Genomic DNA, 17,413 nt, shown 5'->3' with positions numbered 1-17,413 from the left:
CCATGAATGCCAAGACCGAAACCCCTGTACTGCCTGAAGGCGCGTGCCTGACCGCCAAGGTCCCCGAGCGTGGCGAGGCGCTGCTCGGTGATGTAGTGGTCAACCCGTATCGCCTGGCGCCGCTGACCGCGATCATTCGCGACGGAGGGCGTAGCCTGAGTAACGCGCACGTGCGCGTGCTGGGCCGCGGCGAACGCGGTGTCGACATTACCTACGAAGTCTCCGACCGTTCGCTGTGGACCTACGGCGGTATCCCGGTATTCGGTCTGTACCCGGACCACGTCAACCAGGTGGAGGTGACCTACAAGCTGGACGGCGAGCGTGTTCGCGAGCAGTACCAGATCTACGCTCCGGCCGTCCGCCTGCCGGTGGTGGCCAGGCAGACTGCCGCGCTACCGGAGGTCGAGCCGATCAAGGTCGCAGCAGGGTTCGAAAAACGCCTGTACCTGTTCAACCACTTGCAAGGTGACATTCCTGGTGGCCGCGCCTTTAAATGGAACGCTTTGGGCGGCGCAGCAGAATGGGACCAAGTGGGCAACAACTGGATTGCCGACAGCAATGGCGATGTGCGCTGGTACCTGGATATTGAACAGATCCACGACTCTAACCGCCGTGACAGTTTGGGCGGCACCATGGGCTTCCAGCAGACCCGCGATGGCAAGCTGATCTGGGGGCAGGGCCAGACCTACTCCAAGTACGATCTGCTGGGCCGACGCATCTGGCAGCGCAGCCTGCCTGACAAATTTGCCGATTTCTCCCACGAAATCCGCGAGACCACCAATGGCACTTACCTGTTACGGGTTGGCACCAGCGACTACCGCCGTCCCGATGGCAAACGCGTGCGTTCGATCCGTGACCACATCATCGAGGTCAACGAGGCCGGGGATGTGCTGGACTTCTGGGACCTGAACCAGATTCTCGACCCGTACCGCGGCGACCTGCTGGAGACCCTGGGCAAGGCGGCCATCCAGTTGCCGCCGGGTGTGCAGAAGCAGGACGAGCGGCTGGCCAACGAGCTGGCCGAGGGTGACTTGCCCTTTGGCGATACCCCGGGTGTGGGTACCGGGCGCAACTGGGCCCACGTCAATGCCATCGACTACGACGCCGATGACGACAGCATCATCGTTTCAGCACGGCATCAGGGCGTGGTGAAGATTGGGCGTGACAAGCAGGTGAAATGGATTCTTGCCTCGCCCCAAGGCTGGCCTGAGCGCTTGCGCGACAAGGTGCTGACACCGGTCGCGAGCGAAAACTTCGATTGGTCGTGGACCCAGCACACTGCTTGGCTCACCGGCAAAGGCACGTTGACTGTGTTCGATAACGGCTGGGGGCGCGACTTTGCGCCAACCAAGCTTGCCGGCAACTATAGCCGGGCGGTGGAGTACCGTATCGACGAGGGCAAGGGTACGGTCGAGCAGGTGTGGGAGTACGGCAAGGAGCGTGGCGACGAGTGGTACAGCCCGGTGACCTCGGTGGTGGCCTACCGGCCAGAGACCGACACCCAGTTCATCTACTCGGCTTCGGTGAACTTCCTCACCCCCGAGAAACTGACCACCACCGTGCTCAACGAGGTGCGGCGCGGAACGCAGGAGGTGCTGGTGGAGCTGAAGGTGCATAGCCGGCAGCCTGGCAGTGTTGGCTACAGGGCTCTGGTGATCGACCTGGCCAAGGCATTCTGATGCACCCCCTTCGGGAGGGCCGTCGGTCCTCCCTTCACATTTCTTTCAGTTCATTCGTCTAACCTGTAACGGCCCTTTCGCGGGCGTGCCCGCGAAGAGACCGGTTGCCACTACCCAAATGATGAAATTTCCGCCCGGCTGTTCAACCATTCGTTCTTTTTTTCGAACAGCCTATTGTCCAACACCCCAGCAGCCGCTTAGCATTCGTTTGAGATTTCAAACGCTCGATGCCCTGCCTTGGGCGCTTTTCAACAATCAACAATTCGGGAAGCCGACATGCAGCTCAAAGACGCTCAGTTGTTCCGCCAGCAAGCCTATATCAATGGTGAGTGGCTGGATGCGGACAATGGCCAGACCATCAAGGTGACCAACCCGGCCACCGGTGAAGTCATCGGTACCGTGCCGAAGATGGGCACCGCGGAAACCCGCCGCGCCATCGAAGCTGCCGACAAGGCCCTGCCGGCCTGGCGTGCCCTGACCGCCAAAGAGCGTTCGACCAAGCTGCGTCGCTGGTTCGAACTGATGATCGAGAACCAGGACGACCTGGCTCGTCTGATGACCACCGAACAAGGCAAGCCACTGGCCGAAGCCAAGGGCGAAATCGCCTACGCCGCCTCGTTCATCGAGTGGTTCGCCGAAGAAGCCAAGCGCGTCTACGGTGACACCATTCCTGGCCACCAGCCAGACAAGCGCCTGATCGTCATCAAGCAGCCAATCGGCGTTACCGCGGCCATCACCCCGTGGAACTTCCCGGCCGCCATGATCACCCGTAAAGCCGGCCCGGCCTTGGCCGCTGGCTGCACCATGGTGCTCAAGCCTGCTTCGCAGACCCCGTACTCCGCCCTGGCCCTGGTCGAGCTGGCCCACCGCGCCGGTATCCCGGCTGGCGTGCTGAGCGTGGTCACCGGCAGCGCTGGCGAAGTTGGCGGCGAACTGACCGGTAACTCCCTGGTACGCAAGCTGTCCTTCACCGGTTCGACCGAAATCGGTCGCCAGCTGATGCAAGAATGCGCCAAGGACATCAAGAAGGTTTCCCTGGAACTGGGTGGCAACGCCCCGTTCATCGTGTTCGACGACGCCGACCTGGACAAGGCGGTCGAGGGCGCGATCATCTCCAAGTACCGCAACAACGGCCAGACCTGCGTCTGCGCCAACCGTATCTACGTGCAGGACGGCGTCTACGATGCGTTCGCCCAGAAGCTGGCCGCTGCGGTTGCCAAGCTGAAGATCGGTAACGGTCTGGAAGACGGCACCACTACTGGCCCGCTGATCGACGGCAAGGCTGTCGCCAAGGTCCAGGAGCACATTGAAGACGCCGTTTCCAAAGGCGCCAAAGTGCTGTCCGGTGGCAAGCTCATCGAAGGCAACTTCTTCGAACCGACCATCCTGGTCGACGTACCGAAGACTGCTGCCGTCGCCAAGGAAGAGACCTTCGGCCCACTGGCGCCGCTGTTCCGCTTCAAGGACGAAGCCGAAGTCATCGCCATGTCCAACGACACCGAGTTCGGCCTGGCTTCGTACTTCTACGCCCGCGACATGAGCCGTGTGTTCCGTGTTGCCGAAGCCCTGGAATACGGCATGGTGGGTATCAACACCGGCCTGATCTCCAACGAAGTGGCGCCGTTCGGTGGCATCAAGGCTTCGGGCCTGGGCCGCGAAGGTTCCAAGTACGGTATCGAGGACTACCTCGAAATCAAATACCTGTGCATCAGCGTCTGATAGCAGGGTAAAGGCTTTACCTCTGCCAGCGGGGCGCGAGAGCGACGCCTCGCTGGCCTTTTTTACATCGCAGTACCTGGTGGCCAGGGCGTTCACGGCAGTCGATCAACGAATACTGTTCGCGAGCACTCCCAGCCACCCCCGAATAAAAGCGCCATATTCAACCGGCGCAATGAGGGCATTATGAGCAAGACCAACGAATCCTTGATGCAACGTCGTGTAGCTGCCGTCCCACGTGGCGTCGGCCAGATCCACCCGATCTTCGTCGACACCGCGAAGAACTCGACCGTGATCGACGTTGAAGGCCGCGAACTGATCGACTTCGCCGGCGGCATCGCAGTACTGAACACCGGCCACCTGCACCCGAAAGTGGTTGCAGCGGTGCAAGAGCAGCTGACCAAGGTCAGCCACACCTGCTTCCAGGTGCTGGCCTACGAACCCTACGTAGAGCTGTGCGAAAAGATCAACAAGCTGGTACCAGGCGACTTCGACAAGAAGACCCTGCTGGTCACCACCGGCTCCGAAGCCGTTGAGAACGCTGTCAAGATCGCCCGTGCCGCCACTGGCCGCGCCGGCGTCATCGCCTTCACCGGCGGCTACCACGGCCGTACCATGATGACCCTGGGCCTGACCGGCAAGGTCGTGCCGTACTCCGCTGGCATGGGCCTGATGCCAGGCGGCATTTTCCGCGCCCTGTTCCCGAGCGAACTGCACGGTATCAGCGTTGACGACGCCATTGCCTCGGTCGAGCGTATCTTCAAGAACGACGCCGAGCCGCGTGACATCGCCGCGATCATCCTCGAGCCTGTTCAAGGCGAAGGCGGCTTCCTGCCAGCGCCAAAAGAGCTGATGAAGCGCCTGCGCGCCCTGTGCGACCAGCACGGCATCCTGCTGATCGCCGACGAAGTACAGACTGGCGCTGGCCGTACTGGCACCTTCTTCGCCATGGAACAGATGGGCGTTGCGCCTGACCTGACCACCTTCGCCAAATCCATCGCTGGCGGCTTCCCGCTGGCTGGTGTGTGCGGCAAGGCCGAGTACATGGACGCCATCGCTCCAGGCGGCCTGGGCGGTACCTACGCCGGCTCGCCGATCGCTTGCGCCGCGGCCCTGGCCGTGATCGAAGTGTTCGAAGAAGAAAAACTGCTGGACCGCAGCAAGGCTGTGGGTGAGCGCCTGACCGCCGGCCTGCGTGAAATCCAGAAGAAGCACCCGATCATCGGCGACGTCCGTGGTCTGGGCTCGATGATTGCCGTCGAAGTGTTCGAGAAGGGCACTCACACCCCTAACGCTGCTGCTGTTGGCCAGGTTGTGGCCAAGGCACGTGAGAAGGGTCTGATCCTGCTGTCTTGCGGCACCTATGGCAACGTCCTGCGAATCCTGGTTCCGCTGACCGCCGAAGACGCGCTGCTGGACAAAGGCCTGGCTATCATCGAAGAGTGCTTCGCTGAAATCGCTTGATGTGACACGCTTCAGAAAAAACCCGCTTCGGCGGGTTTTTTTTGTGCCATGAAAAGCCATGTGGCGCTATGGTTGTGGAAGGACTTGCTCAGGAAGCTGCGAAGGACTGTGTGTCAGGGATTTTCAGGAGTTGGCGATGAACGCTGCAGACCCCACCCCACCAAGCGTATTGATTGTCGAAGGCGACCCTTGGGTACGTGACATGCTCAGCGAAATGCTGCTCAGCGTGCGCTGTGACGCCCGCTTGCAGGTGTGTGCAGACGGCTCGCAGGCGCTCAGCGCGCTGGCTGGCAAACCCGACCTGATCATCGCCGCGCGTGAGCTGGCCGGTGTCGACGGCCTCGACCTGTTGCGCAAGGTGCGCGCCAAGGGGCTGGCGCTGCCGTTCATCCTCATGAGCAACCGCAGCGACAGCGCCAGCGTGCGCGAAGCGTTGCCGCTGCACCCCACGGCTTACCTGAGCAAGCCGCTGAATCTGGATACCCTGCGCAAACGCCTGGAAGAGCTGCTGGTGGCCGTTGGCGAAGAAATCGCCTGCCCGGTGCCGGCCTTGCAGGCGGGTGCCAACCTGCCCACCTATCTGGAACAGCGCCGGGCGAATGCCGATGGCGGGCCGCTGCTGGCCGATGTGCAATTGGCGATCAAGCGCGCGCTCAATCCCCAGGGCCTGAACCTCAAGGTGCTGGAAGAGGAGGTGCGTAACGACCCGCAGGTTACCGCCGTGTTGATCGCGGCCGCCAACAGTGCCGCGCTGCACCGTGAAGCGCCAGTGCAAACGTTGCTGCAGGCCTTGAACAAGCTTGGCAGTACCCAGAGCATGAACCTCATTCTGGGCATGACCCTCAAGCGCAGCGCGCGGCTCAGCGACCCGTTGCTGGCGCAGCACGCCGCCCGGTACTGGGACCTTTCACTGCATACCGCCGAATATGGTCGGACCTTGGCGCGCATGCTCGAGCTGGACGAAGGCCGCTGCTATTGCGCGGGGTTGCTGCATTGCCTGGGCGACCTGGCGGTGCTGCGCTGCCTGCAAGAGTGGCGGTTGGCCGGGGGCGAGCTGGATGAACGCAACGTGCAGCAATCGCTGGATGAGTTCGGGGCGGCGTTCGGCTCGGCGCTACGTACACGCTGGCGTCTGCCGCTGGCCTTGCGCGAATTGATCGCGGCGATTTACCAGTTGGGTGGCGGCGTTTATTCGCGGGAGATCCTGGCCATGAACCTGGCAGGGCAGTTATCGCGGCTGCCGGCCGAGCAGGGGCTGGAGAAACTGGCCAGTGGCAAGACGGCGCGTTTGCTGAAGCTGGGCCTGCCGGAGCTGAAAAGGCTGCGTAAGGTGGAAAACCCTGAGGTCAAGCCGCCTGAGGATGCCACTTCAGGCTGAGGTCCGGGCCCCTCCCACAGCATTCGCGCTGGCTGTTTGAGTCGTGGGGTAAAAATAGTCACCCGCGCACGATCTGGTTCTTGCCCTGTCGCTTGGCCTGGTACATCGCCGCATCCGCCCGGGCGTACAGGCTGTCCAGGGTCACATCTTCATCGGTCAGCCCGGTCAGCCCTTGGCTCACCGTCACGCCGTAAGTCTGTTCGCCATGGCTGAAGCTCAAACGCTGGATCTGTCGCTGCAGGCGCTCGGCAATTTGCTCTGCTACCTGCGCAGCGCAACCCGGGAATACCGCCGCAAACTCCTCGCCCCCAATGCGCCCGAACAAGTCGCCACGGCGTAGCACAGCCTTGCCGCTGTCGGCGATGTGCTGCAGCACCTGGTCGCCTTCCTGGTGGCCGTAGCTGTCGTTGATGCACTTGAAGTCGTCAATGTCCAGCAACAGAAAGGCCAGCGGCGTACCGTCTTCGCGGGCGCTGTCGAACGCTTGCTGGGCACATTCGAAGAAGTGCCTGCGGTTGCTGCTCTGGGTCAGCACATCGGTGGTGGCCAGGCGTTGCAGTTCGCCTTCCAGCTGCTTCTTCTCGGTGATGTCCTCGGCGATGCCGACAATGATCACCCGGTCGCCGTCGCGCTGTTGGTTGATGTAGCACTTGTCGCTCAACCAGCGCAGCTGCCCGTCGGCATTGATGATGCGGTACTCGCGGTCTTCCACCGCGCCTTTGAGCAGCACCTGGGCCAGGCTGCGTTCGGCGAACTCCAGGTCGTCGGGGTAAATACTGTCGCGCCACTCGTTGTAGTCGGCCAGCACCAGGCTGGCCGGGCGGCCAAAGATGCGCTCGTAGGCAGGGCTGACGTACAGCACCTGGCGGGTTTCCCAATCGAAGGCCCAAAGCACTGCGTTGACGCTGTCGAGCAACGAGCTGAACAGCTGTTCACGCTCGCTCAGGCGGGCAACTTCGCCTTGGGCATGCAGTAACGCCAGTAAAGTCTGGGCAGCCTCGGGTGGTGGAATGCCGGGCAGTGTGGTTGGAATGTTCTTGGCCATGAGCACGAAGCGGGTCTCAACGTGAAAGCGTGCGGCCAGCATCCGGCCCGCCACGCGGGCGATGTGCCAAGTTTGAGTGAGCGGGAGGGGGGGAAGTTCCAAGCGGTACGCCCCGCTCTGGGGCGTACCGATCAACGGCGGTCAGGCGCCAGTCGGACGCAGGGAGTAGGTCTTGAGTTGTGCTGCGAAGTCACGCAAGGCATGGATACCGCTGGTTTCGGCCTCATGTACCCATTCCTTGATGGCGGCCAGCATGTCGTGACCATTGGCGCTGGTACGCGCCCAGATCTGCTGCAGCGCCAGGCGCTTCTCATAGATGGTCTTCAGCGCCTGGCTGTGCGCCAGCATCGACTCGATGCGCACATGATGGCGGTCTTCGAGCAGGCTGGTTTCACGCGACAGCAGGCGTTTGGCGCGGCGGAAGTGATGGCTAACCGAGGCATCGACGCGAGCCAGTTCCTGCTTCACCAGAGGGCCAATCACCAGCTTGCGGTATTGGGCCATGATCTGGAAGCGGTTGTTGAGGATGGCCATGGCGGTGTCCATGTCCAGGCTGCCTTTGCCTGCGACCCGGTGGGCTATCGGCGCCACGCGCTGCACCTTGGCCAGGCGCAGCAGGCAGAACAGGCGGATCCACGCCCAGCCCATGTCGAATTCCCAACGCTTGACCGACAGCTTGGCCGAGTTGGGGTAGGTGTGGTGGTTGTTGTGCAGCTCTTCGCCACCGATGACGATGCCCCACGGCACCAGGTTGGTGGCGGCGTCACGGCATTCGAAATTGCGATAGCCGAGCGCGTGGCCCAGCCCGTTGACCACACCGGCGGCCCAGAACGGGATCCACATCATCTGCACCGCCCAGATGGTGATGCCGATGGTGCCGAACAACAGCAGGTCGATCACCGCCATCAACGCAATGCCGCCCAGCTTGTAGCGTGAGTAGAGGTTGCGCTCGATCCAGTCTTCAGGGCAGTTCTTGCCATAGATGCGCAGGGTTTCGGGGTTGCGTGCCTCTTCGCGGTACAGCTCGGCCCCTTTGCGCAACACCGTACCCAGGCCCTTGTGTACCGGGCTATGCGGGTCGTCGGGGGTTTCGCACTTGGCGTGGTGCTTGCGGTGGACCGCGGTCCACTCGCGGGTGTTCTGTGCCGTGGTAAGCCAAAGCCAGAAGCGGAAGAAATGCTTGAGCACACCGTTGAGCTCCAGCGCCCGGTGCGCGGAGTAGCGATGCAGGTAGACCGTGACGCTGACGATGGTCACGTGGGTCATCAGCAGGGTGATGCCGACCAGTTGCCAGGCCGACAAGTCGAGCAGGCCGTTGTACCACATAGGTGTAGAAACCCTCGTAATGCGGGGGAAAGGGGTGATTATCCCTTGGTAGGGAAATAAAACCAGTCAACTGTTCAGATAGGAGGTCACGGCATGTTTCAGCCTTTATAATGCCCCCTCCTTCTTGATGGGCTATCGCACCCGACATGTCTGTTTCTGTTCGCGACGCCTTGCGCATGGCTGCGCTGTATGTGGTGCTCTCGATCCTCTGGCTGGCGCTGGCCGAGGTAGTGCTGCACAGCATGACTGATGACCCCCTGGCACTGACCGTGGGGCGGCAGATCAACGTGGTGGTCTGGGTACTGCTCAGTGCCGTGCTGATCTATGTATCGCGGGTACGCCTGCTCAATTTCATTGGCCAAGGTGCCCGCCTGCGTTGTGAGGACCGCGAGCGCCTGCGCATGGCCGCCGCGGTGTTCGACAGCACGCTCGAAGGTGTGCTGGTGACCGACCGCCAGGGCCTGATCGTGCACGTCAACCGCGCCTTCATGCGCATTACCGGTTACCAGCAGGACGAGGTCGTCGGCCAGCGCCCGAACAAGTTCAAATCGGGCCGCCATGGCTTGGCCTTCTACCAGCAGATCTTCGCCACACTGGCCGAGCAGGGCGAGTGGAGCGGCGAAATCTGGAACCGGCGTAAAAGCGGCGAAATCTACCCGCAATGGCAGACCATTTGCGCCATCCGCGATGATGAGGGTGAGCTGAGCCATTATGTGGCGGTGTTCAGTGATATCAGCGCGATCAAGCATTCGGAACAGGAACTGGCCTATCTGGCCCACCACGATCCGCTGACCGGCCTGCCCAATCGCCTGCTTTTCAGCGACCGCGTCGAGCAGGCGGTGGCCGCCGCCCAGGCTAACAAGCGCGGGTGTGCCCTGCTGTTGCTGGACCTGGACCATTTCCAGAGCATCAACGACGGCCTGGGCCACACCATCGGTGACCAGCTGCTGAAGCTGGTGGGCGAACGCCTGGGTGACGTGCTGGGTGCTGGCGTGACGTTGGCGCGCCTGGGCGGCGACGAGTTTGGCGTATTGGCCGAAAACTGCCAGCAGGTCGGCCAGGCTGGCAAGCTGGCGCAAAGCGTTATCGAGCGCATGCGCGAGCCGTTCCTGTTCGATGACCATCGCCTGTTCATCAGTGTCAGCGCCGGTATCAGCCTGTTCCCCAGCGATGCTTTGAGTGCCGAGCAATTGCTGCGCAATGCCGATTCGGCCTTGTACAAGGCCAAGAGCAATGGCCGCGCGTGTTATGCGTTGTACACCGAAGAGCTGACCGCCCACGCCCAGCACCGGGTGGAGACGGCCGGTGAGCTGCGCCGGGCGCTTGAGCACGATGAACTGCGGGTGTTCTACCAGCCGGTGCACGACCTGGCGACCGGCAGCAAGGTCGGCGTCGAGGCGCTGGTGCGTTGGCAGCACCCGCAGCGTGGACTGGTGCCGCCGGGCGGGTTCATTCCGATTGCCGAGCGCAGCGGGCTGATTGCCGAGATCGACGCCTGGGTGCTGCGCCAGGCATGCCGGCAAATGGTGCAATGGCAAGCGGAAGGCCGTCAGCTGGCCTTTGTGGCGGTGAACATTTCCAGCCGCCTGTTTGGCCAGCACGAGCTGTACCGCCAAGTGGCCGATGTGCTGCACCAAACCGGCCTGGACCCGGCCCTGCTGGAGCTGGAAGTCACCGAAAGCGCGGTGATGGAAGACCCGGAGGTGGCGCTGGAGCAACTGCACCGTTTGCGAGAACTGGGTGTGACCCTGGCCATTGATGACTTTGGCACCGGCTATTCATCGCTGCTGCGGCTCAAGCGTTTGCCGGTACAAAAGCTGAAGATCGACCAGGGGTTCGTTGCCGGCTTGCCGCTGGATGAAGATGACATTGCGATTGTACGGGTGATCATCGCCCTGGCACGCAGCATGGGCATGCAGGTGCATGCCGAGGGCATCGAACAGGCGGAGCAAGCCAGCTTCCTGCTACAGGAGCAGTGCCAGCTGGGGCAGGGGTACTGGTTCGGGCGACCGGTGCCGGCTGGGGATTTGCGCTGGGATTGAGGGTATGGCGCAAGTTGGGCAGCGCCTGTGAGTGCGAGCGCTGCCCGCGCGGCGCTCGACTTACGCCCCACTAAATTTCCCAGGTCATGCTCAACGTTTGTTCAAGCCCTTCGCCAGGCGGTCGCCGCCAAGCTGGATCAGCGCCACCAATGCCACCAGCATGGCAATCACGGTCAGCATGATCTGGCTGTCGAAACGCTGGTACCCATACCGATAGGCAATGTCGCCCAAGCCCCCGGCACCGATCGCCCCAGCCATGGCCGAGGAGTTGATCAAGGTCACCAGGGTAATGGTGAAGCCCCCGACGATGCCCGGCAGTGCCTCCGGCAACAGCACATGCCAGACAATGTGCCAGCGCCTGCAACCCATGGCCTGCGCGGCCTCCACCAGGCCATGGTCGACTTCACGCAGGCTGACCTCGGCTATGCGTGCAAAGAACGGCGTGGCAGCAATCGTCAGCGGCACCACCGCCGCCCACACGCCATAGGTAGTACCCACCAGCAGGCGGGTAAAGGGGATAAGTGCGACCATCAGGATCAGGAACGGGATCGAGCGGAACAGGTTGACGAAGGCACCCAGTACCCGGTTCAGCAGCGGCGCCTCGAAGATCCCGCCCTTGTCGCTGGTGACCAGCAACACCGCCATCGGCACCCCCACCAGCAGGGCGATCAACGACGACACGCCAACCATCAGCAGGGTGTCGAGCAAACCTTGCAGCAGGCGGTCAAACCACATGGCCCAGTACCTCCACGTCCTCGGCCCAGCGGCGGGCCCGTTCCAACAGCTGATGGGTATCGTACGGCGCATGCTGCACCGACAGGATCAACCGCCCCAAGGCGTGCTCGCTGATGGTTTCGACGCCGCCCTGCAGCAAGCGCACACGGCCGCCCAGGTCATTGAACAGGGCGGATAGCTCTGGCTCGCCGAGCACGGTCAGCTTCAGTACCACGGCACTGTCGCGGCTCGCCGGGCTGGCCCGCAAGCTGGCTTGCAGCGAGGCAGGCAGGCTAGCCTGCAACGGCGCGAGCAAGGTGCGGGTGACGTCGTGGCGTGGGGAGCCAAACACTTGCCAGACTTCGCCCTGTTCGACCACAGCACCGCGCTCCAATACCACCACCCGGTGGCAGATATCGCGGATTACCGCCATTTCGTGGGTAATCAGCACGATGGTCAGGCCCAGGCGCTGGTTGATGTCGCGCAGCAGCTCAAGGATCGAGGCGGTGGTTTCCGGGTCCAGCGCCGATGTGGCCTCGTCGCACAGCAGGATCTCGGGGTCATGCACCAGCGCCCGGGCAATGCCCACGCGCTGTTTCTGCCCGCCAGACAACTGCGCCGGATACACTTGATGCTTCTCCTCCAGGCCGACCAGCTCCAGCAGCTCGCGCACCTTGCGCTGGCGCTCGGCCTTGGCCACCCCTGCCACCTTCAAAGGCAGTTCGACGTTCTGCCACACGGTCTTGGCTGACATGAGGTTGAAGTGCTGGAAGATCATGCCGATGCGCCGACGCAGCGCCACCAGTTGGTCTTCGTCGAACGGCGCGATATCGACCTGGTCGATCAGCACCCGGCCTTGGCTGGGTTGCTCCAGGCGGTTGATGGTGCGCAGCAGCGACGACTTGCCGGCGCCGCTGCGGCCGATGATGCCGAAAATCTCGCCATGCCGAATGTTCAGGTCGATGCCTTGCAGAGCCGGTTGCGCCTGACCCGGGTAGGTCTTGCCAAGGCCGATGAAGCGCACATGGGCTTGATTGACCTCCGGCCGTAGGGCTTGCTCCCTGGCCGTCAGCGGTAGTGATGAGGTGACGGGCGCCCTGAGCGCGCTGGTCTGGCTCATGTCAGCCTTCCCAGCCGGCCTGGTACAGCTTGCCGTGGGCTTTGTCGAGCGCTGCGCGCACCGTTGGCGAGTGTTGGTAGATGTCGACGAATTTGGCCAGGCGCGGGTCGTCCTTGCTTTGCGGTCGAATGACGAACTGGATCACGTACTCCTTGTTCTCGAGGCCGTCGAACAGCAGTGCCGAGCCTGCATCGAAGCTATTGGCCAGGCGAATGTAGGCCGGGTAACCCTGCACCAGGTCGGCGTCGTCATACGCACGTACCAGTTGCACTGCCTCCACTTGCAGGATCTTCAGCTTTTTCGGGTTGGCGACGATGTCGTCCTCGGTGGCTTTATAGCCGACCCCGGGCTTGAGCGTGATCAAACCGGCCTTGGCCAGCAGTTGCAGGCCGCGGCCACTGTTGATCGGGTCGTTGGCGATGGCCACGCTGGCGCCTTCTGGCAGTTCGGCGAAGCTTTTGTACCTTTTCGAGTAGAGGCCGACGTTGTTGATGATGCCCGGGGCGTACGGCACCAGGTTGAAGCCCGCAGCCGCCTTGGCGTTTTCCAGGAACGGGGTGTGCTGGAAGTAGTTCACGTCGATGTCGCCGCTGTTGAGGCTGACATTCGGCGCAATCCAGTCGCTGAACTCGATCAGCTTCACTTCAAGGCCTTGCTTGTGCGCTTCTTCCACGGCGGCCTCCAGCGGGATGGCAAAGGCCGAGGTGGTGCCGATCTTCAAGGGTTCGGCGGCCAGGGCAGTGGCGGCCATGCCGAGGGTAATGGCGATGGCCGCGACGGGCCGGAACAGTTTTTCAAGCATGGTGCAGGGCTCCAGTCGGGGATGGGGTGAAGCGATAAGTCGAAGCGGGGTGGTCGGCGGGCAGGTGCGGGTGCGCGGCCTGGAACAGCTTCTGGCGCAGGGTGCCTTCGGCGTAGGCGGTCTTGTAACGGCCACGCTGTTGCAGTTGCGGAATGACCAGGTCGATGAAGTCTTCGAAGCTTTCCGGGGTGACGGTGCGGGTCAGGTTGAAACCGTCCAGCCCGGTTTCGTCGATCCAGGCGATCAGCTGTTCGGCGACCTGGTCGGGCGCGCCGACCAACGTCACGTAGCGGCCGCCCAGGGCGTGCTGCTGCAACAGGCGTCGGCGGGTCCAGGCGTTGTCTTGCAGTTGGCGCGTGGCCGACTGGATGGCGTTGCCCTGGCTGAAGGCAATCGGCTCGTCCAATTCATAGGCGGCGAAGTCGATCCCGGTGGATGCCGCGAAGTGCGCAACCCCAGCCTCGGCGCTGGCGTGGCGCAGGTACTCGGCATGCTTGGCCTGGGCCTGTTGCTCGGTCGGGGCGACCACCACCGTGATGCCCATGAACACCTTGACCGCCTGCGGGTCACGGCCGGCAGCCCGCGCTGCAGCACGTACCTTGTCGACCTGAGAGCGGGTGGCAGCCTTGTCCTGGCCGCTGATGAATACGCATTCGGCATGGCTGCCGGCAAAGGCCAGGCCACGCGGTGAGCTGCCGGCCTGGAACAGTACCGGGGTGCGCTGCGGCGAGGGCTCGCACAGGTGGTAGCCGTCGACCTTGTAGAACTCGCCGTGGTGCTCGACTTTGCGCACCCTGTCGGGCCGGGCATAGACACGTTGCTGGCGGTCGGCGACCACTGCGTCATCGGCCCAGCTGCCTTCCAGCAGCTTGTACAGTACCTGCAGGTATTCATCGGCCTGGTCGTAGCGACGGTCATGCTCGGGTTGCTGTTCCAGGCCCATGGCCCGGGCGGCGCTGTCGAGGTAGCCGGTGACGATGTTCCAGCCCACCCGGCCATTGCTCAGGTGGTCGAGGGTGGAAAGGCGCCGGGCGAACAGATACGGCGCCTCGTAGGTCAGGTTGGCGGTAAGGCCGAACCCCAGGTGGCGGGTGACCGCAGCCATGGCCGAGACCAGCAGCAGTGGGTCGTTGACCGGCAACTGGATGGACTCCTTGAGGGTCACGTCCAGCGACTGCCCGTAGACGTCGTAGGTGCCGACGATATCGGCGATGAACAGCCCGTCGAACAGGCCACGCTCCAGCAGGCGTGCGAGGCGGGTCCAGTAGTCCAGGGTCTTGTACTGGGGCGAGGTGTCCCGTGGGTGGGTCCACAGGCCGTGGTTGATGTGCCCGATGCTGTTCATGTTGAAGGCATTGAGCAGGATCTGCCTGGCCATCAGATGGTCCCCCGACGTGGTGGGTTGGCATCGTTGAGGTAATAGTTGCCGATAGCGTGGTACTTCCAGCGCACCGGGTCGTGCAGGGTGTGCACGCGGGCGTTGCGCCAGTGGCGATCCAGGTTGTGCTCGGCCAGCGTCGCCTGGCTGCCGCCCAGCTCGAACAGGGCAGTACCGGCGGCGAGGGATATTTCGGTGCTGATGGCACGAGCTTCGGCAACGGCGATGGAGGCTGCGGCGATGTTGTCGGCGCTGCTGTCGTCGCGGGCGCGGTCGAGGTACTCGCCGGCACGTTCCAGCAGTGCTTCGGCAGCGTGTAGACGGATTGCCAGGTGGCCAAAGCTTTTCAGTGTCAGGGGGTCATCCGTGGCCTTGTCCAGGCCGGAATCGACCCACGGGCGGCTGCGGGTGCGCACGAAGTGCAGGGCATCTTCATAGGCGGCGCGGGCGATACCGGTATCGATGGCGGCGTGGAGAATCTGTGCCAGCGGGCCGACCGGGGTGGGGCGCTCGAAAGCGCTCTGGAACGGCACCACGTCGGTGGCGCTGACATACACGTTGTCGAACACGACCGAACCGCTGCCGGTAGTGCGCTGGCCAAAACCGCTCCAGTCGTCGATTACCTGCAGGCCTTGGCTGTCGGCCGGAACGAAGGCCAGGTGCTGCACGCCTTGATCGTCGACCACCGAGGTGGGGATACGCTGGGCGTAGATGGCGCCGGTGGAGTAGAACTTGCGGCCATTGATACGGAAGCCATCGCCGTCACGGCTCAGGCGGGTGGTGCGTTCGTTGGCGGTCTTGGTGCCCAGTTCAGCCAGTGCGTTGCCGAAGCGGCGGCCAGCCAGCGCTTCGGCATACAGGCGCTGTTGCTGTTCGGGCGTGCCGTTTACCCGCAGCACTTCCAGGCCGTAGAAATGGTTTTGCGGGATCTGCCCGAGCGAGCCGTCGGCTTGGGCGATACGGGCGATGACCTTGGCCAGGGTGACGTTGGACACTCCGGCACCGCCGAAGGCCTTGGGCACGCTGATGGCCCACAGCCCGGAGCGGGTGAACAGCTCCAGTTCGGCGTGTGGCAGGCGGCGTTCGCGGTCGCGCAGGGCGCTGTCACGGCGCAGTTGCTGGGCGATGTCTTCGGCGACGGCCAGGGCTTGGGCGTCGCTGGTGATGATAGCGATTGTCATAAAGTTCTCCGGGGGCCGCCTCGCAGCCCTTCGCAGGCTTGCTCGCTCCCACAGGTAAAGTGATGCCAGTTCAAGCGGTGGCAATCCTGTGGAAGCGGGCAAGCCCGCGAAGGGCCGCGCAGCAGCCCCAAAGCCAGCAATTCAGATCCAGGAATGCCGCGCAGGCAGGGTGCCGTTAAGGTGGTAAGCGCCCACCGCGTGGTACTTCCAGCGCACCGGGTCGTGCAGGGTGTGTACGCGGGCATTGCGCCAGTGGCGGTCGAGGTTGAACTCGGCAAGGGTGGCCCGGCTGCCAGCCAGTTCGAACAACTTCTCGCTGGCCTGCAGGGCAATCTCGGTGGTCAGCACCTTGGCCTCCGCCACTGCGATCGAGGCCCGTGCTGCGGAGTCGGCATCGATCGGGGCGGCGTTGACCTCGTCGAGTACCCGAGCAGCCTTGCGCAGCAATGCTTCTGCCGCGTGAAGTTCAAGCTTCAGGCGGCCGATGTCAGCGATTACATAAGGGTCGTCGCTAGCCCGCTCGACATTGGCTTCGATCCACGGCCGGGATTTCTCGCGGACGAACTTGATCGCATCATCGATGGCCGCTTCGGCGATACCGGCGTCGATCGCTGCCTGGATCAGTTGCGAGGACGCGCCCTGAATGTTGGGGATATCACGCTGGCGCCAGTTGTCGATCACCAGCTCCGCGTCTACCGGCACTTCGTCCAACAGCACAGTGCCGCTGGCGGTAGTACGCTGGCCGAACCCGGACCAGTCATCGACGATGCGCAGCCCCGGGCTGCCCCGCCGCACGAATGCCAGGCGCTGGCGGCCTTCCTCGTCCAGGGCTTTGACCGCCACCCAGTGGGCGAACAAGGCGCCGGTGGAATAGAACTTCTCGCCGCTGATGCGATAGCTGTCGCCAACGCGAGTAATGCGGGCATTGAGGGTGAGCGTGTCCTTGGTGCCGCGCTCGGGCCCGGCGTTGCCGATGCGCCAGCCGTCGAGCACGCTGCGGAAAATCAGCGCCTGCTGCGCTTGGCTGGCCGTCAGGCGCAGCAGTTGCAGCATGCCGAACTGGTTCTGCGGGATCTGCCCCAGGGCGGGGTCGGCGGCGCTGATCACGCGGAACACTTCGGCTACGGTTTCGAACGATACGTCGGGGCCACCGAACGCCTTGGGTACGCTGATGCTGCCCAGGCCGCTGCGGGTGAACAGCTCGATTTCGGCCCATGGCAGTTTGCGTTGCTGGTCGCGGCGAGCGGCCTGCTCGCGAGCGACCTCGGCCAGTTCGCGGGCGGCTTGCAGGGCTTCTGCGTCGTTGCGCAGCACGCTGGCCGGCAGCAGCAGGGGCGAGCTGTCGAGATCGCTGTGGAATTGGCTATTTGGCTGGCTGGACATCAGTACCGCTCCTTGGCTGCACTCAATGCCCTGGCGTTACGCACTGGGGTGATTGTGATCCTGACCATTCCTGACCTCACAAAGTAGTTATGCCGCTACAGCTGGTCGCGGCAGATGTGTGCTGGTCCGGTGGTCCGGTTTATATACCCTAATGCTTTATAAAATGTTTATGAACTAACTCTTTG

At 63.1% G+C, this 17,413-nt stretch carries 13 protein-coding genes; 5 read left to right on the top strand and 8 right to left on the bottom strand.

Annotation, left to right across the window (positions count from 1 at the left end; all coding sequences use genetic code 11):
- Positions 1 to 2 precede the first annotated feature (2 nt).
- From DMX11_RS12735 to DMX11_RS12720, 4 genes are all read left to right on the top strand, one after another.
- Positions 3 to 1,679 carry an aryl-sulfate sulfotransferase gene (locus tag DMX11_RS12735; RefSeq protein WP_110744844.1) on the top strand — a complete coding sequence of 559 codons (1,677 nt, stop codon included), beginning with the start codon at positions 3 to 5 and terminating at the stop codon, positions 1,677 to 1,679.
- Between the two features lie 276 nt (positions 1,680 to 1,955).
- Positions 1,956 to 3,398, top strand: coding sequence for an NADP-dependent succinate-semialdehyde dehydrogenase (gene gabD / locus DMX11_RS12730; RefSeq protein ID WP_110744843.1), 1,443 nt, complete (start codon positions 1,956 to 1,958; stop codon positions 3,396 to 3,398).
- A gap of 183 nt (positions 3,399 to 3,581) precedes the next feature.
- Positions 3,582 to 4,859 (top strand): 4-aminobutyrate--2-oxoglutarate transaminase, encoded by a 1,278-nt coding sequence (gene gabT / locus DMX11_RS12725; protein ID WP_110744842.1) that lies wholly within the window; start codon positions 3,582 to 3,584, stop codon positions 4,857 to 4,859.
- A 136-nt stretch (positions 4,860 to 4,995) separates the two neighbouring features.
- Positions 4,996 to 6,237 carry a response regulator gene (locus tag DMX11_RS12720; protein WP_110744841.1) on the top strand — a complete coding sequence of 414 codons (1,242 nt, stop codon included), beginning with the start codon at positions 4,996 to 4,998 and terminating at the stop codon, positions 6,235 to 6,237.
- A gap of 58 nt (positions 6,238 to 6,295) precedes the next feature.
- Here the strand turns inward: DMX11_RS12720 and DMX11_RS12715 are convergent, their stop codons facing one another.
- Positions 6,296 to 7,324 carry a sensor domain-containing diguanylate cyclase gene (locus DMX11_RS12715; protein ID WP_110744840.1) on the bottom strand — a complete coding sequence of 343 codons (1,029 nt, stop codon included), beginning with the start codon at positions 7,322 to 7,324 and terminating at the stop codon, positions 6,296 to 6,298.
- Between the two features lie 99 nt (positions 7,325 to 7,423).
- On the bottom strand, positions 7,424 to 8,608 hold the full coding sequence (gene desA / locus DMX11_RS12710) for a delta-9 fatty acid desaturase DesA (protein ID WP_110744839.1): 1,185 nt from the start codon (positions 8,606 to 8,608) through the stop codon (positions 7,424 to 7,426).
- Between the two features lie 146 nt (positions 8,609 to 8,754).
- Here desA and dibA point away from each other — a divergent pair, with 146 nt between their 5' ends.
- Positions 8,755 to 10,650: a phosphodiesterase DibA gene (gene dibA / locus DMX11_RS12705; RefSeq protein ID WP_110744838.1), complete on the top strand. Its 1,896-nt coding sequence runs from the start codon at positions 8,755 to 8,757 to the stop codon at positions 10,648 to 10,650.
- A gap of 90 nt (positions 10,651 to 10,740) precedes the next feature.
- On the opposite strand, the gene DMX11_RS12700 is transcribed toward dibA, so the two are convergent.
- The 6 genes from DMX11_RS12700 to DMX11_RS12675 all read right to left on the bottom strand — a co-directional run bounded on the left by DMX11_RS12700 (position 10,741) and on the right by DMX11_RS12675 (position 17,228).
- On the bottom strand, positions 10,741 to 11,385 hold the full coding sequence (locus DMX11_RS12700; protein ID WP_110744837.1) for a methionine ABC transporter permease: 645 nt from the start codon (positions 11,383 to 11,385) through the stop codon (positions 10,741 to 10,743).
- The gene (locus DMX11_RS12695) at positions 11,375 to 12,484 is read right to left on the bottom strand and encodes a methionine ABC transporter ATP-binding protein (RefSeq protein WP_110744836.1); all 1,110 of its coding nucleotides are present in this window, start codon (positions 12,482 to 12,484) and stop codon (positions 11,375 to 11,377) included. Before DMX11_RS12695 ends, DMX11_RS12700 begins: the two co-directional genes overlap by 11 nt.
- Before the next feature lies 1 nt (position 12,485).
- On the bottom strand, positions 12,486 to 13,286 hold the full coding sequence (locus DMX11_RS12690) for a MetQ/NlpA family ABC transporter substrate-binding protein (protein WP_110744835.1): 801 nt from the start codon (positions 13,284 to 13,286) through the stop codon (positions 12,486 to 12,488).
- Complete coding sequence (locus DMX11_RS12685; RefSeq protein WP_110744834.1) at positions 13,279 to 14,664, bottom strand: LLM class flavin-dependent oxidoreductase; 1,386 nt, start codon at positions 14,662 to 14,664, stop codon at positions 13,279 to 13,281. Before DMX11_RS12685 ends, DMX11_RS12690 begins: the two co-directional genes overlap by 8 nt.
- Positions 14,664 to 15,845, bottom strand: a complete 1,182-nt coding sequence (locus DMX11_RS12680) for an SfnB family sulfur acquisition oxidoreductase (RefSeq protein WP_110744833.1) — start codon at positions 15,843 to 15,845, stop codon at positions 14,664 to 14,666. The genes DMX11_RS12685 and DMX11_RS12680 overlap by 1 nt, the downstream gene beginning before the upstream one ends.
- Before the next feature lie 141 nt (positions 15,846 to 15,986).
- Positions 15,987 to 17,228, bottom strand: a complete 1,242-nt coding sequence (locus tag DMX11_RS12675; RefSeq protein WP_110744832.1) for an SfnB family sulfur acquisition oxidoreductase — start codon at positions 17,226 to 17,228, stop codon at positions 15,987 to 15,989.
- Between the last annotated feature and the right edge of the window lie 185 nt (positions 17,229 to 17,413).

The organism is Pseudomonas sp. LB-090624, from assembly GCF_003205205.1.
Lineage (GTDB): Bacteria > Pseudomonadota > Gammaproteobacteria > Pseudomonadales > Pseudomonadaceae > Aquipseudomonas.
This window is presented reverse-complemented; position numbering and strand designations above follow the sequence as displayed.

What these genes read in the sequence shown, in the direction of transcription:
- DMX11_RS12735 (WP_110744844.1), top strand. Translation starts at nt 3, where the DNA reads ATGAATGCCAAGACCGAAACCCCTGTACTGCCTGAAGGCGCGTGCCTG.
- gabD (WP_110744843.1), top strand. Translation starts at nt 1,956, where the DNA reads ATGCAGCTCAAAGACGCTCAGTTGTTCCGCCAGCAAGCCTATATCAAT.
- gabT (WP_110744842.1), top strand. Translation starts at nt 3,582, where the DNA reads ATGAGCAAGACCAACGAATCCTTGATGCAACGTCGTGTAGCTGCCGTC.
- DMX11_RS12720 (WP_110744841.1), top strand. Translation starts at nt 4,996, where the DNA reads ATGAACGCTGCAGACCCCACCCCACCAAGCGTATTGATTGTCGAAGGC.
- DMX11_RS12715 (WP_110744840.1), bottom strand. Translation starts at nt 7,324, where the DNA reads ATGCTGGCCGCACGCTTTCACGTTGAGACCCGCTTCGTGCTCATGGCC.
- desA (WP_110744839.1), bottom strand. Translation starts at nt 8,608, where the DNA reads ATGTGGTACAACGGCCTGCTCGACTTGTCGGCCTGGCAACTGGTCGGC.
- dibA (WP_110744838.1), top strand. Translation starts at nt 8,755, where the DNA reads ATGTCTGTTTCTGTTCGCGACGCCTTGCGCATGGCTGCGCTGTATGTG.
- DMX11_RS12700 (WP_110744837.1), bottom strand. Translation starts at nt 11,385, where the DNA reads ATGTGGTTTGACCGCCTGCTGCAAGGTTTGCTCGACACCCTGCTGATG.
- DMX11_RS12695 (WP_110744836.1), bottom strand. Translation starts at nt 12,484, where the DNA reads ATGAGCCAGACCAGCGCGCTCAGGGCGCCCGTCACCTCATCACTACCG.
- DMX11_RS12690 (WP_110744835.1), bottom strand. Translation starts at nt 13,286, where the DNA reads ATGCTTGAAAAACTGTTCCGGCCCGTCGCGGCCATCGCCATTACCCTC.
- DMX11_RS12685 (WP_110744834.1), bottom strand. Translation starts at nt 14,664, where the DNA reads ATGGCCAGGCAGATCCTGCTCAATGCCTTCAACATGAACAGCATCGGG.
- DMX11_RS12680 (WP_110744833.1), bottom strand. Translation starts at nt 15,845, where the DNA reads ATGACAATCGCTATCATCACCAGCGACGCCCAAGCCCTGGCCGTCGCC.
- DMX11_RS12675 (WP_110744832.1), bottom strand. Translation starts at nt 17,228, where the DNA reads ATGTCCAGCCAGCCAAATAGCCAATTCCACAGCGATCTCGACAGCTCG.